Genomic DNA, 14,770 nt, shown 5'->3' on the forward strand with positions numbered 1-14,770 from the left:
TTTTGTACCTGTCCATAAATGAAAATACTTACGAACTACGCCCTATATCCGTGATATAGCTAGATGAAACGCCATGCGGTATATTTTCTACGCCTTTCTCATCCCCCTTAATTTAGTTTAGGGCGGAGGAAGTCATCCTTGTACGCCTCCGGTAATCTCGATTGTGTTGAAACAAACGGGGACTTGTTCCCATCTTACCTCTCATTCTCTAGGTGAAGTTAAACTGCCTTTTATTCATCTATAGAGCGAGCAGGAAAGACAGAATTATAAATACCCTTAATGGAGTTAAGAATGAAAAAAGTAAGTGTAATTGCTGCAGCAGTGGCTGCTTCTTTAGCTGCTGGCTCTGCATTCGCAGTGGATTTTCATGGTTACATGCGTGCTGGCGTTGGCGTGAGTGGTGACGGTGGCCAACAAGTAACATTTGAAAAGAACAAAATTGGTCGTCTTGGTAACGAAGGCGATATCTACGGTGAAGTACAACTAGGCCAGGAAGTTTACAACAACAACGGTAAAACGTTCTATGTAGACTCTATGGTTGCGATGACTTCTAACGGTTCTAACGACTGGGAAAGTACTTCTGCTAACTGTGGTCTAAGCTACGATGACAACGATGCTATAGACGGCGTTGATTGTGTTGATGACGCACAATTCGCTCTACGTCAGTTCAATGTTCAAGCGAATGGCCTGCTAAACTTCGCTCCTGAAGCAACACTTTGGGCAGGTAAGCGCTTCTACCAACGTCACGACGTTCATATCTCTGACTTCTACTACTGGAACATCTCTGGTGCAGGCGCGGGTATTGAAGGTATCGAAGCTGGCCCTGGTAAACTATCTTTCGCATGGGTTCGTAACGACCGCGGTGATATTGCTGACCCAGGTAACGACGGCGGCGATGCGAACGTTAATACTCTAGACCTTCGCTATGCAGGTCTTTCTCTGTGGTCAAACGCAACTCTAGAAATGGGTCTGGACTACGCAATCGTAAACGAAACTGACGATGCTCCTAACAGCACTAAAGACGCGAAAGATGGCGTTATGGTTACTGCTGAGCTGACTCAAGGTCTAGACTCTGGCTTTAACAAAACTGTATTCCAGTACGGTACAGAAGGTTACTCTAAAGCATTCGCATTCTACGGCGACGGTAGCTGGTACGGTGCAGAAGCTAACGACGGTGCAGACGGCTACCGTATCATCAACTGGGGTGTAATCGGCCTGGGTGATAACTGGGAACTTGGTCACCAGTTAGTTTACGGTGTTGGTAACGACATGTGGGACGGTCAAGACAAGTGGGAAACATTCTCTGTAGTTGCTCGCCCAGTATTCAAATGGGATGAAAACAACAAGACTATCTTCGAAGCGGGTTACGCAATTGACGACGACGATGGTTTCGAAAGCACTTACGGTAAGATGACTGTTGCTCAAGCGTGGTCTGCTGGCTCTAGCTTCTGGGCACGTCCAGAAATCCGTCTATACGCGACTTACCTAACCGCTGACGACGATAACGATTCGCAAAAATTTGACGGCGGTCGTTCAGACGATACATTCCAATTTGGTGTACAAGCTGAAGCTTGGTGGTAATCATCTAGCCACTAAGTCCTAAATTGTCCTAGAATGATACAGCCAGAACCTATCTGGCTGTATTTATTTCAAAAACAATAAAAAGTCGAGGTAGACAGTAATGAGAAAATGGCTTGCTCCCGTACTGCTGGGCATGTTGGCGTCTGGCTGTGCGTCTGTAGAACAAGTAGAGATGACATCTAATGACCAGCAACAAGTGATCACCCAGTCTGGTGATATTCAATGGGTACCGCTCGATGTACCTGTGGTTACTGATTTTGCTTTGACTGATAAAAGCCAAATGCTACTGGATGGTAACAGCGCAGGCGCTATCGCAGCATTTGCACTTCCAGGAAACCGTGGCAGTCTCGATTTGAAACTAGAGACATTCGTCAGCACAGACCTTCGATTTTATGCGCCAAATGTCATCGTGGTTAATGCGGACGGAAAAACGGTTTACTCCGCAGATTTCTCAAAGTTTGAGTACGTACCGGCAAAAATGTTGGACAACGACAAATTCGTACTTGATCTCAATGTTATTCCTGACATGAGTGGCAATGACCTTCATGTGTTAATTTACACCACTTCCGAAGACTTGAAAGGAAGTACTCAGATTCTGCATCCGGCAAAAGCCTATGCTAAAGCACGTCATACTCAGCCGCCAGATATTGCTGATCCATATGCACAGCACAGCCCTCTCGGTCAGTTCCGTCTATCGGTAACTGCGAATGATATTGTTTCGACTAAGATTGTTGCGAAAAACGATAATATTCCAGAAGGTGCGGAATTAACCGGTTACTACCATCGTGCAATTGAAAGAGCAGTAGCCGAAGAGAATATTCCTAAAGCCTTAACCTTACTCGATGAAGCGAAAGAGTTAGGCATCGAAGGTGCACAAGAAGTATTTGTTAAAGCGGTAAATAGCAAATAATAGAATAAAAAAGGCCAGTGCAATGCTGGCCTTTTAAATAATAAATAAACCTTTAAATATTCACCCCTACATACAGTTATCTCATTCACATATTTATTTTTATCCCTTTGTTTTTAGTACTGGCTAGAGTAATAATTAAACAATATTCCTAACCTGAATTTTATGTTCGGGTGAATATATCTATCCAAGTAATTAAGCTCAGCAGGATAAAGTTTTTATTACCTCATACATGAGGAAATTTCAATATTAAGCTTTGTCTGTTTTAACGAGCTTTACTAATTAAAAAGGAATAACGTGAATATGAAGATGATGAAGACTTCTCTTGCTGCTGCCTTACTTGTTGCTTTAGTTGGTTGTCAATCTACCTCTGAGACTGAAACGGCTGCACAGCCCGTTATGAATATGTCTGATGCGGAAGCGATTGCATTCATGCAGACTTGTGATAACCCAGATAGTGCAGACAAAGGACCAATTAAGAAACCGTTATTTGTCGTTGGTACATTTGCAGATTCTGACTGGAAACATGTGCCTCAGCGCCAATATAATTACAAAGGAAATAATATCTATCAAGCGGTGACTCAAGAAAAATCAGGCTCATTTAAAATGCAATATGCAACAGAGTTATGGTTCCCTCAGTTCACGGCTAAAGGTAATCGAATGAATGTTGGCGAATTAACGCCATTAACCTTTGGTGGTTACGGTACAGACACTTCAGTTGATATTAAAGAAGGCGGGGAATATGTCTGGAGCCTTCAGTTTGAAGGGGAAGGTAAACCTCTTAATGTCATGGTAAATAAGTGCCAGTAATATTCTGTTAAGTTAGTTTAATTTTGATTTTTATTTAATTAGCCCCTGCATGTGAAAAATGCTGGGGCTATTTTTTGGGGAGATTATACGTGAATAAACGACTATATCGATCTTTACTGGCCTTAGCCGTAACAGGCGCTCTAGCGGGCTGTAATTCATCTGATGGTGATAATGGCGGAGCAACGTTACCCGAAGTCAGTAACTATGCTTGCCAGACAAGTGTATTGGAGCAAAGTAATCAGCTTCGGACTTATCAGATCATGGTTGAAAGCTTTGTCGATGGCGATACGAGTATTGGTTATTCCACGGGATATGGCACCAGTCATCACAATGGTGACCTGCAAGGTATTATTGATTCACTGGACTACATCCAAAGCTTGGGGATGAATGCAATTTGGCTAACGCCTATTTTTGAGTCTGAAGCCATTGATGGGCAAGATGACTGGGCTGATCGTTTGGATGCCACGGGGTACTATGCGACGGATTATTTTACGATAGATCCGAACTTTGGTGATTTAGAAACCGCAAGAACGCTGGTGGAAGAAGCACACAGACGAGGCTTGTACGTCTTTTTTGATGGTGTGTTCGGACACCATAAAGCGGGGTTAATTAAACCATCACCTTCCGGTTTATTACCTTCGGGATCAAATAACCCTGTTGATTATCCACAGAGCCTTGAGTTTTATAAAGAAGTGGCGACCTATTGGATTAACGAGCTCAAAATAGATGGCTGGCGTTTAGATCAGGCGTATCAGGTGCCCACAGAAGCCTGGACACAACTGCGCAAAGCGGTCGATCAAGCCTCGCAAAATGTGACTTACACCAATAGCGAAGGTGAGCAGGTGAACCCTCTTGGTTACATGGTGGCGGAAATCTGGAAAGGGGAATCAGACATTGCAGATGAGGCTTATGGCGCTGAAAGTGATCCTGCCTTGTGTTCCGCTTTTGATTTCCCGATGCGCTACCGAATTGTCGAAACCTTAGCAGTAAATGAAAGCGGTGTTGGTGGAAGAGGGGTTGATTGGCTAGATAATGGCTACCTTACTCACCAACAATATCCAAGCCATGCACAACCAAACTTGATGATAGGTAACCACGACTTAGTGCGGTTTGGTGATCTATTGCAACGAGGTGGGCTGGCGGATGTCAACGAAGCAGAATACTGGTTGCGCCATAAAGCGGCATTCGCTTTCCAAGCGGCTTACTCGGGACCGATAACTTTGTATTACGGAGACGAAATTGGCGACCAAGTTGACGGCTTTGCAGCAAAAGAGGACATCAACACTTGTGCTCTTGCGGGATTATGTGATGACCACGTTGCCAGAAGCAGCGCGAAAATTGAAGGGATTACCGCAACTTTAGATGCTAATCAGGCTGACCTTAAAAGTTATGTTCAATCTCTGATGACTATGCGTGCTGCACATCCTGCATTATATGAAGGTTCACGCACTAATTTGATGGCGGACAACGGCAGTTATGTTGACTTAAAAACAGCAGGTGCAGACCGAGTGTTGTTCACGTTGAATACGTTAGAAAGCGCGAGAAACGTGATACTAAGTGAGGAGTCTGTTGGCAGCAATCAAGATCTGGTTGACTTGCTGACGAATGAGACGATCACGCCAAGTAATGGCCAGTATCTAATCCCAATGTCGCCTTTACAAGCGCGCTTTTTTGCAATACGCCAATAAGTAAAATTTAAGCTTGTAGAAGTTAAAAAAAAGGGGGAAGCGATTGCTTCCCCTTTTGGTATCGTTGAATCAATTAGTTTTGAGTCACTGTTACGATTGGTGCTGTTGTATCAGCGGCATTAAAGTGGAAGTTATAGCTTCCGTCTGCTGGCACCGTGATACTGATGTTACCGCTTGCGCCGCCCGCTTCCATGGTTAATGGCGTACCGAACTCAATTGCGCCCTGACCACCGAAGTTAGTTTCGTCAGCCCAATCTGAGCTGGCGACCTTCATGTCGAACGTGCCCGCAGTCAGGTTGATGTCTAATGAGTATACATCGTTTGCCACGTAGCTGAACTTCGCGCTTTCTATTGCTCCCCAGTTAACGTCTGTGACATCACCGCGTAGGTAAAGTGCAGTTTCGCCAAACGTTGGTGCATCTGCTGACTTCGTTACCGAAACGACAGGCTTTTCTACGCTTTCATCTTGAACATTAAGTGCGTTAAGAATGAAGTTGTACTTACCCGTTTCAGTTACCGTTAATGAACAGTTGTCACCCGTTCCCAAATCTAGAGAGTCACCGCCCTGATCCGCTGCGCTACAACCAATGTTTGGATTTGACCAACCAGCATCTGCAAATTTGAACTCATGAACACCTGCTTCCAATACGCCAGTGACAGAGTACATGCCGTTGCCAATGAAGGTCATTGCCCAGTCTGAGCTGTCTGCCCAACCGTTCATTGTGCCTTTCACATAAACCACAGTTTCACCGTAAGGAGGAATGCTCGATACGTCTTTGTTTGACGTATTCACAGGCAGACCCGCACCTTGCGCGCCAGCTTGAGGCTGTACAAATACCGCTGTTGTTAGCGCTGGTACTGTGAAGGTTTCTTCAGAGAAGCTTGCTCCTTGAACAACAGGATCCGCAGAGTTTTGCTGTACGGTATGAAGTTCAAAGCCGCTCGCGCCAGCTATGGTAAACGATTGTGCCTCAGATGATGAGTTAACTACTGCGACAATCGCGTCGTTTGCTGGATCCAGATCCTGACCGGCCGATACACCATCATCAATAGACATGACAATCAGACCAGCAACTTGATCTTGACCCACGTTGCGGAAGTCGACACGATTCATCACTTCTTGAGCGGTATCCAGACGGAACAGTTCGCTTGAACTACGGATTTTTAGTAGCTCGAGGAATTGCTGCTTGGTTAGCTCAATGTCGGTTGTATCAGGCTTGGCTGTGCTGTCGCTGATGATCGTTTTGATAAGATCCCAGTTATCGCCATCTTTGTCTTCGCGAGGTAAACCGACATTCCAGTTGTTGTCGCTACCGTCAAAGAAGACACGGTTGAACCAGTCGCCAGAATCGTAAGAGTCGCGCTGCATTGATTTAGAACGAAGTAGCTCTGAACCCATGTGAATGAACGGAATACCCTGGCCTAGCATTACGGTTGAGAGCGATACGCTTTGCATACGAGCACGTTCAGCAGAGCTGATACCTGTTGCGATCTTGTAGGCGTTGTTATCCCACAGTGTTTGGTTATCGTGCTTAGAAACGTAAGCGATGTTCTCTGAAGGTATCTTAGTGTAGCCTGCTGGCGCACCATTGTAGTCTACGTTTTTACCAAGCTTGGTCTCACCGGTGTAATCGACAAGGATGTAGTCTGCCAAGTTACCAGCCATACCCAGACGAACGATATCTTGGTTATGCAGACGGCCATTCACTGAATCCGCATCGGTTCTGGTTTCTTCATTTGCGTATGCAGCGTTACCAAAACCTTGGTTATAGCGAAGTGAGTGGTTACCATCTGAATCAACACCACCATCGAATGGACCACCACCACGAACAGCATCACGTAGACGGTCAGAGAAGGTACCAATCTCTGTGCCAGCCATGTTTAGCTGCGTCGCCTGGTCAAAGCGCGCATCGTTAGCCACTTCACCAAAGTCCCAACCTTCGCCGTAGAATAGCGTGTTCGGGTCGATCTGACGGATTTGCTCTAACGCGTAAACCATCACATCTTTTGGTTGGTGGCCCATCAAGTCAAAGCGGAAACCATCGACTTTGTAGTCTTCTGCCCACACCTTCAGTGAGTCAACCATCAGTTTGCCCATCATCAGGTTTTCAGTTGCGGTGTTATCACAGCAGGTGGAGTTTTCTACGCCACCGGTATTCACGTTTAGACGGTGGTAGTACCCCGGAACGATTTTATCCAGAACAGATTTTTCATTGATGCCTGATGCGTTGGTATGGTTGTACACCACGTCCATCACCAGTTTCAGATCCATCTTATGCGTTGCCTGAACCATCTCACGGAACTCCAGAATACGCTGTGTGCCATTCGGGTTCGTCGCGTAGCTGCCTTCCGGTACGGTGTAATGGAATGGATCGTACCCCCAGTTGAAGCTGTCGAGCATACGCAGATCATTCATTAGTGTCTGTGCCGAACCGCTTGCAGGATCGTAACCGTTCAGGACATCTTCAATGACTTTCGCCTCATCTTCTGATTCACAAACTGCCGCATCTGGTTTAATGCCACATAGCTTGCCAACGGTGTCGTTAATGTCGACGCGGTTATCCACATTCTCATCGACGGTAGCGATATCAAATGCAGGCAGGATGTGTAGGGTTGTTAAACCAGCATCTTTCAGTGCTTGTAGGTGAGAAACAGACTCACGTTCAGGTTCTGTCAGAGCAAGGTATTTGCCGTTGTATGCAGCAGTGCCTTGGCTGTCACTAAAACTGAAATCACGCAGATGTGATTCGTACAATACGTGATCTTCGTCTTTCTCAACGGTTGGACGTTCGTAATTGTTCCAGTCTTGTGGCATTAAGCTAGCATCGTCGAGGTCGACAACTTGTGAGTAAAGAGAGTTTAGCGACAAGCTTAGTGAGTATGGGTCAGTGACCATACGCGTTTCCACAACACCTGTAGTTGGATGGTAAACCTTCACTTGGTAGCGGTAGAATTTGTTCACTACGTTACTTTGTGGCTCTGAAGCCCAAATACCAGTGACGCTGTCTTCCGTCATGGTAACGGTTGACTCTTCTTGCAGGTTCTCATCGTAGATGATCAGAGAAACATCTTGAGCCGTAGGTGCCCATAGCTTGAAGGTTGCAGCGCCGCCTTCAACAATCGCGCCCAGTTCCTGACCGATCGCGTTACCAGCATCGGCATCAGCGAATACCGCATCCAGTACGCCTGGTTTTTGCACCTCTGTTGCGGAAATAACATCGCCATCGGCATTGTAGGCTACCATCACGATTTGTGATTTCAGAATGGTACGTAGTGTTGCGTCATCCACATCAATACCAGCAGCTTGCAGGCTGGACAGGTGACGGAAGCGAGATTTCAGCTCGTCAGACAAATCACCTGCTTTGCTTAGTTCTATCGCTGTGCCACCAGTGATCTGTTTGTCTTCATCCATTTGGATGTCGTTAGTCAGGCTGTAGTAAAGCTTCATTGAGTCAGCGTTTGCTGCTGCTTCCCACGCAATTGTGGTGGCATCTAACCAATGAGCTTTTTGACCGTCAACGTCAACAGGGCGCTCTTCTATTGGCTCGTAGAAAAGTTCGCTACTGCCGTGGAAGCCAAATACGCCTTTAGATTCGCCGATCTTAGTCAGTTCAACCTTAGAGTTTGAACTACCGAATGCTTTGTCGTCGCCATTGTGTAAGATGAAGTTCATACATTCGTAAGGGTCAGATGCATCAGGATCGACTTTAAGTACGTAGTACGCACCGTAAGTTTCGCTGATACCATCAAATGGGCGAGGTGATGCCCAATCCGTACCACTGCTCGTAATGCCCATGGCATCTAAATCAGTACTGGTACAGCCTTCACCGTTCCATAGATGCAGACCCCAGCCATCGTAGCCGTTTGCTGTCGATGCTGAGGCAACGTCACGTTTATAGTAAACAACAACTTCATTCTCTCCCGCAGGGTACAGTCCTGCACTCGGGCTGGTGGTATTGTCGTCGGTGCTGTCACTACCACAACCGCTGATCACCGCGACGGAGATCAAAGGCAGTACGGTTTTGGCAATTATTGATAATTTAAATGTTTTTTTGTCCACGTTTACAAATCCATTTTTATTGAATTGATATAAAGAACGCGTCAGTTCTTCGGCTCAAAGAACGGAAGAACGCTACGTCCTATCTGGTGCAAATGCCGAAAGGAAATGTTCAAAGAAATGCTAATACACTGACTCATCAGCAAAATGTGAGAACGGACTGCTTAGTTTTTTACAAATGAAAATTTTCTTACACAGTGGATTTGGTTCACAAATTAACTAATAAAATGAACGCATAGTGAGAGGAGCGACACACACTCAAAATGTTAATTTTGATAGGAGTAGGAAGGGGGGATGACAGGGGAGGAGAGTGTCTCAGCCCCAAAAGCGTGACTACCTTCTATAAAAAGCTAACTAATAATTTTCGATAAAAAATAAGTTAAGGCGTCTGAGTTTTAATCACGTCATTCTTTATTTCTCAACTTCAGATTTTCATCGGGTAGCCGATATAAAGTCAAAGTGCTGAAACTATTCAGACAAAAGCAATTTAAGGGTTTCCCTATGGGGGAACGTCAATTTATATCATGGAGAACAAGAGGCGGTTTATGAGTAGCATGGGTATTGCCATTGCGGCAACTGGCCTTTCACTTGTCCTGATATTTGTGTGGATGATCTCGCTGTCGATGCGAAAGCAACGCCTGGAACTTGAGCGGCAGGCTCGTGAGGCGGCATATCGCAAGGCAATGAAAAAAGCCCGTGAGCAAGAGCTTAAAGAGCGGGAATTTAAGGCTGAAACCGGGCATATACCAACAATTTTATTTCTGGCGAAAGAAGCGGAAAGAAACAATACCAAGCAGGCTTTGTATTGGTACGACAAAGCGGCGAAGCTGGACAACATCAGTGGCATGTACGGCATTGTTCGCATGAGTGAGCGTATGCGTGAAGATGTGGTTCTAAAAGAGCAGGCAAACTTTTGGCGCACTGCGATCGCTGGCGTAGAAGGTGATCTGGAAGCGAAATTTATCACCGGAAAAGCGCTGGTTTTTGGTCGAGGTGTGGAACAGAACATTGCCAAAGGGCATGAACTGATCGAAGAAGCGGCCAATGAGGGCTGTATTGATGCGATGCTGCATATGGGGGAATGGCTATTATCCCCGGAAAATACATCGGGCCACAGTGCCGACGCACTCTATTGGTTTATGAAGGCTGCAGAGAAAGACAGTATTGCTGGGAAAATTCAGGTAGGACTGTGTTACACCAAGGGCATTGGCACTGAAAAGAGCATGCTGAAAGGCCGTTACTGGCTGGAAAGTGCCGCGGAGCTCGGCAGTGCGGAAGGCATGTATTATGCTGGAGAAGCCTGGAAAGATTCTAGCAAAACGGGCAACGCCATTGCGTATATCTGGCTGTTTCTTGCTGCCAGTATGGGCTACGAACCCGCACGAGCCTTACGGGATAAAGTCGCGGGCAATATCGGTGTTGATGTGGTGGTGGGCCTACAAGTGATTGCCAAACCTCTGCAAAAAATGCTGACATCAGGTATGGTGAAAAAACACGCCATCATTCGAGCGTTAAACAAGGTTTATAAGCGTGAGGCGTACTTCCCTGATGAAGATGCTGTGGGACAAGTGTTCACAAACAAAAACGGCTCCAAACAAAAAGTGTTAGAAGAGGAATGTTTTAACTTCCAGGATGATTTGGTCGTAGAGTGTGAGCCTAAGTGGTCAACGTCATCCAGCCTCTCAAAAGAAGCTCTCGACTTCAGTCAGAATTTTCTGAAAACGTAATTCTCATTATCCGTCACTATTGAGTTATGGCTGTCACTTCAGACGCTCTATCGCGCCATTCCAGTGAGCCTTCGCGAGACTAGACATCTAATATCAATGTGCTGTGAATGCAGAGAAATACCTTTGACAACAAAGAATTTGGATAGAAATGCCTGAATCACGTTCTTTTGTCTCGGTTACGTATAACGGTTAACTGGCGTACTCTTCTCTCTGTTCACCGGTCGATATTGGCTCCGGTCAACTCCGGTGAGGTGGGCAGAATTGAGTTAAACAATCTCTGCTAGTCGGATACACTAGCGGTTTCGCAAACTCGCGCTTGCCGCATTCTTTGCATTATCGATAACAAAAATAAGAGGACAGGTATCATGCAAGGTATCCTCTCAATTCAATCTCATGTTTCTTTTGGCCATGCTGGTAACAGCAGTGCTGTTTTCCCTATGCAGCGTATGGGTTTCGAAGTGTGGCCTATTCATACTGTGCAATTTTCTAACCATACCCAATACCAAGAGGGGTGGACAGGGCGAGCTTTTTCTGCGGACGACATCAGTGAGCTTGTTCGTGGTTTGGGGAATATTGGTGCACTGGGAAAGTGCCAGGCGGTATTAACCGGCTACCAAGGAAGTGCGGAGCAGTGTCTTGCAGTAGAAGAAACGGTCAGGCAAGTTAAGAGTAACAACCCTGACGCGCTTTATGTCTGTGACCCAGTGATGGGCGCGCCGGATAAAGGCTGTATTGTTGCCCCTGGGATTGCTGAAAACCTGTTAACGCGTCTGATGCCAATGGCGGATGTGATTGTGCCAAATCAGTTCGAACTGAGTCAGTTTGCAGAAATGGAAATCCATACACTGGACGATGCGATCACCGCTTGTCAGAAAGCGTTAGCGAAGGGCCCGAAAGTGGTGTTGGTCAAACATCTTTACTGTCTGGAAAATGGCAGCTTCAACATGTTACTCGCGACACAAGAGGGCATTTATCTTGCGCAACGCCCGCATTTTGAATTTGACAAACAACCTGTTGGCGTGGGTGATCTTATCTCAGCGATTTTTACTGCTGGGCTACTCAAGGGCTGGAGTCCGAAACAGGCGTTCCAGCACTGTCATGATGCTTGTTATGGCGTATTAAGTGCAACTTTCCATGCTGGCGAGTGGGAATTACAAACTATCGCCGCTCAGCAAGAGTTTGTCGAGCCAGGTAAACATTTCCCAATTGAAGAAGTGACTTTAGCTGAAGCGTAAATAGCTTAATAAGCCGGATATAAAAAATGGGGAGCCACATCGGCTCCCCATTTTATTTGTCTATTGAATCGTAATTCGATTATTGCTGTTCTTTTTGGTGCTCTGAACGGCAAACTGCAGCAGTGAAGACAACGTCTGTAGAGCTGTTTAGTGCAGTTTCTGCTGAGTCTTGAATAACGCCGATGATAAAGCCGACCGCAACAACCTGCATTGCAACGTCATTTGAGATACCGAATAGGCCACAAGCAAGAGGGATCAGTAGTAGAGAGCCACCTGCAACGCCTGAAGCACCACATGCAGAAACGGCTGCAACGATACTCAGAAGCAATGCTGTTAATAGGTCAACTTCAATACCCATAGTATGAACGGCAGCCAACGTTAGCGTTGTAATAGTGATTGCAGCACCCGCCATGTTGATGGTTGCGCCTAGAGGGATAGACACTGAGTAAGTGTCTTCGTCTAATTTTAGCTTCTCACACAACGCCATGTTCACTGGGATGTTTGCCGCACTTGAACGAGTGAAGAATGCAGTTACACCACTTTCACGCAGACATTGGAAAACCAATGGGTACGGGTTTTGTTTGGTTTTGAAGTAAACGATCGCTGGGTTTACTACCAATGCGATGATAAACATTGCACCTAGCAGTACTGCTAGTAGGTGAGCATAGCTCGCTATCGCGCTGAAACCAGTTGTTGCGAACGTAGAAGCGACCAAACCGAAGATACCAAATGGCGCAAGACGAATAATAAAGCGTACGATCTGTGACACACTGTGGCTTAGATCTTCAAATAGCGCTTTGGTTGTTGCTGACGCGTGATGCAGTGCCAGACCAAGACCAACACCCCAAGCAAGAATACCGATGTAGTTTGCTTCTACTAGTGCGTTTACTGGGTTATCAACGATTTTGAACAGTAGTGTGTGTAGAACTTCTGCAATACCTTGTGGTGGATTCGCGCCTTCAGCGCCGGTTACAAGCGTTAAAGTGGTTGGGAAAAGGAAGCTTAGAACCACGGCTGATAGTGCAGCGAAGAATGTGCCCATCAGGTAGAGCATCACGATTGGACGCATATAAGTGTGTTGGTTTTTCTTTTGGTTTGCGATAGACGCTGCGACCAAAACAAATACAAGGATCGGAGCAATCGCTTTAAGCGCTCCAACAAAAAGGCTACCAATCAATCCAGCGCTTTCAGCGTGACTTGGTGAAACTGTCGCCAGTAAGACACCAAAGACAATGCCGACAAGGATCTGGAGAACGAGGTTACCACGAGCATATCGGGCAACGAGGCTGTTATGTTGCATACATCATTCCTGCAATGTTATGTCTAAGTGATTGAATAATAACTACCCATTACACGGCGTTAATGTCCTTGATAAACAAGAGATGAGCATTGGTTCTGGTCACTAAAACATATGATTATCAATTATCCTGTTTTTATCTATTCAGCCACTCTCTGACTGAACAGCCCATATCTTAGCTTGGTAATATTTTGTGTCTAGTTTTAGTTTGTTTTTGGATTAAATGTTTGCTTAATGTTATTAATTTAAGTTGTTTGTGTTGCAAAAAATTAGTGATTATGAATGATGCTTTTAATAAAGTTATTAAAAAGGAGACTAATGTCTCCTTAAATTTAATTGACCAACCAGAGCCGAAACGTTATTAATCTTGATGGCGTTGCCGCTTCTCACTCGTGCAAACTGCGTGTTTTCATAATCATCTAGTGTCAGCGGCTGTTGGAAAAACGGTTTCCAACCTAATCGCTTGAGTGGATTTTCCGTTGAGGTCAGTGTTGCAAAAAAAGTATGTATTCCGGTAGAGAGTTTCGTCTTAAAAGTGCTATGTGCGGTTAACTCTTTTCTCTTCCATTATTTGCGAGTAGGTGTTGGCTTTTAGACCATAGATGATCTGGATATGACTATCATCTAACACGACGACACCATGAGCCCCATGCTGTTTCAGCGCTTCTTTGTCTACGATGGAAGTGGATTTGAGAGTCAGCCTTAGACGAGTGGCACACGCGCCAGTCTCTAAAACATTGTCAATGCCTCCGATCGCCGCAATGATCGTGTCGACATCCTGATCCATATTTGGGTTGACCTGAGTAAGGAATTTAAAGATGCGTTTTAGCCCTTGCAACATACTGTCTATCTCTTGAATGTGGAAATTAAGTTATATCTCAAATGAGCTTACACAGGTGAGGGACAAAGCACAGAATTGAACTTTGAAATAAATGGCAGGGAGGATCGCTGAAGAAGGGAAAAGCAGGGCTCGCGAATGAATTCATCCAGAAGCCCCAGAAGGCATTAATGTGCTGAGTGTTTCATCATTGCCATCACTTTTTTCACTGGCGCATTGAAGCTCTGTTTCAGACCGTTGTCGAACGTTACGGTGACGGTAATCTCATCGCCTTCTTGCAGCGGCTGTGTGAGATTGAACAACATAATATGTAAGCTTCCCGGCTTGAGCTCAGTGGTCGATTTTGCGTTGAGTGTGATGTGATCGATTTGACGCATCTTCATAACATCACCTTCCGTGATGACATCATGCAGTTCAACTTTTCCTGCCGCCGGCGTTTCTGCAGAGACAATTTTAATGTCTTCCTGACTGCGGTTTGCAAACGTAACGAACACCGCGCTGGTGGTGGCCCCAGGTGCCATTGCACGTGCATAAGGTTCGTGCGCCATTACATCCAGCTTAGCTTGAGCAAGGGGACTAAGAAGCAGAGCACTCATTGCCAGTGCTTTGATGAATTGTCTGGCTTTCATT

Annotated in this window: 10 protein-coding genes and 1 pseudogene; 6 read left to right on the plus strand and 5 right to left on the minus strand. The window is 45.6% G+C overall.

All coding sequences use genetic code 11. The features are described 5' to 3' along the window. Positions 1–291: 291 nt before the first annotated feature. The 4 genes from RXX31_RS11885 (at position 292) to RXX31_RS11900 (ending at position 4,986) form a co-directional block, all read left to right on the plus strand. A complete protein-coding gene (locus RXX31_RS11885; RefSeq protein WP_317589582.1) occupies positions 292–1,581 on the plus strand; it encodes a maltoporin in 1,290 nt (429 codons plus the stop codon). A gap of 100 nt (positions 1,582–1,681) precedes the next feature. Then, positions 1,682–2,491 (plus strand): MalM family protein, encoded by an 810-nt coding sequence (locus RXX31_RS11890; RefSeq protein ID WP_317589584.1) that lies wholly within the window; start codon positions 1,682–1,684, stop codon positions 2,489–2,491. Positions 2,492–2,791: 300 nt separating this feature from the next. Then, a complete protein-coding gene (locus RXX31_RS11895) occupies positions 2,792–3,298 on the plus strand; it encodes a glycosidase (RefSeq protein ID WP_317589585.1) in 507 nt (168 codons plus the stop codon). Between the two features lie 89 nt (positions 3,299–3,387). Further along, a complete protein-coding gene (locus RXX31_RS11900; RefSeq protein ID WP_317589587.1) occupies positions 3,388–4,986 on the plus strand; it encodes an alpha-amylase family glycosyl hydrolase in 1,599 nt (532 codons plus the stop codon). Between the two features lie 73 nt (positions 4,987–5,059). Here the strand turns inward: RXX31_RS11900 and pulA are convergent, their stop codons facing one another. Continuing rightward, complete coding sequence (pulA, locus tag RXX31_RS11905) at positions 5,060–9,046, minus strand: pullulanase-type alpha-1,6-glucosidase (RefSeq protein ID WP_317589588.1); 3,987 nt, start codon at positions 9,044–9,046, stop codon at positions 5,060–5,062. A 542-nt stretch (positions 9,047–9,588) separates the two neighbouring features. Here pulA and RXX31_RS11910 point away from each other — a divergent pair. Further along, entirely contained in the window at positions 9,589–10,770 is a 1,182-nt protein-coding gene (locus RXX31_RS11910; RefSeq protein ID WP_317589590.1) for a tetratricopeptide repeat protein, read from the plus strand. 365 nt (positions 10,771–11,135) lie between these two features. After that, complete coding sequence (gene pdxY, locus RXX31_RS11915; RefSeq protein ID WP_317589592.1) at positions 11,136–12,005, plus strand: pyridoxal kinase PdxY; 870 nt, start codon at positions 11,136–11,138, stop codon at positions 12,003–12,005. Positions 12,006–12,084: 79 nt separating this feature from the next. On the opposite strand, the gene sstT is transcribed toward pdxY, so the two are convergent. The 4 genes and pseudogenes from sstT to RXX31_RS11935 all read right to left on the minus strand — a co-directional run bounded on the left by sstT (position 12,085) and on the right by RXX31_RS11935 (position 14,769). Continuing rightward, the gene (sstT, locus tag RXX31_RS11920; RefSeq protein ID WP_317589593.1) at positions 12,085–13,305 is read right to left on the minus strand and encodes a serine/threonine transporter SstT; all 1,221 of its coding nucleotides are present in this window, start codon (positions 13,303–13,305) and stop codon (positions 12,085–12,087) included. A gap of 366 nt (positions 13,306–13,671) precedes the next feature. Next, positions 13,672–13,812, minus strand: a pseudogene (locus tag RXX31_RS11925) (GTPase RsgA); the annotation flags it as partial. Positions 13,813–13,840: 28 nt separating this feature from the next. Continuing rightward, positions 13,841–14,143, minus strand: coding sequence for a PTS glucose/sucrose transporter subunit IIB (locus RXX31_RS11930; protein WP_317589594.1), 303 nt, complete (start codon positions 14,141–14,143; stop codon positions 13,841–13,843). 164 nt (positions 14,144–14,307) lie between these two features. Beyond that, complete coding sequence (locus RXX31_RS11935; RefSeq protein WP_317589595.1) at positions 14,308–14,769, minus strand: copper chaperone PCu(A)C; 462 nt, start codon at positions 14,767–14,769, stop codon at positions 14,308–14,310. Position 14,770: the final 1 nt, after the last annotated feature.

The organism is Vibrio sp. EA2 (assembly GCF_033042495.1).
In the GTDB taxonomy this organism is placed as follows: Bacteria; Pseudomonadota; Gammaproteobacteria; order Enterobacterales; family Vibrionaceae; genus Vibrio.

What these genes read in the sequence shown, in the direction of transcription:
- RXX31_RS11895 (WP_317589585.1), top strand. Translation starts at nt 2,792, where the DNA reads ATGAAGATGATGAAGACTTCTCTTGCTGCTGCCTTACTTGTTGCTTTA.
- RXX31_RS11885 (WP_317589582.1), top strand. Translation starts at nt 292, where the DNA reads ATGAAAAAAGTAAGTGTAATTGCTGCAGCAGTGGCTGCTTCTTTAGCT.
- RXX31_RS11935 (WP_317589595.1), bottom strand. Translation starts at nt 14,769, where the DNA reads ATGAAAGCCAGACAATTCATCAAAGCACTGGCAATGAGTGCTCTGCTT.
- RXX31_RS11910 (WP_317589590.1), top strand. Translation starts at nt 9,589, where the DNA reads ATGAGTAGCATGGGTATTGCCATTGCGGCAACTGGCCTTTCACTTGTC.
- pdxY (WP_317589592.1), top strand. Translation starts at nt 11,136, where the DNA reads ATGCAAGGTATCCTCTCAATTCAATCTCATGTTTCTTTTGGCCATGCT.
- RXX31_RS11890 (WP_317589584.1), top strand. Translation starts at nt 1,682, where the DNA reads ATGAGAAAATGGCTTGCTCCCGTACTGCTGGGCATGTTGGCGTCTGGC.
- RXX31_RS11930 (WP_317589594.1), bottom strand. Translation starts at nt 14,143, where the DNA reads ATGTTGCAAGGGCTAAAACGCATCTTTAAATTCCTTACTCAGGTCAAC.
- sstT (WP_317589593.1), bottom strand. Translation starts at nt 13,305, where the DNA reads ATGCAACATAACAGCCTCGTTGCCCGATATGCTCGTGGTAACCTCGTT.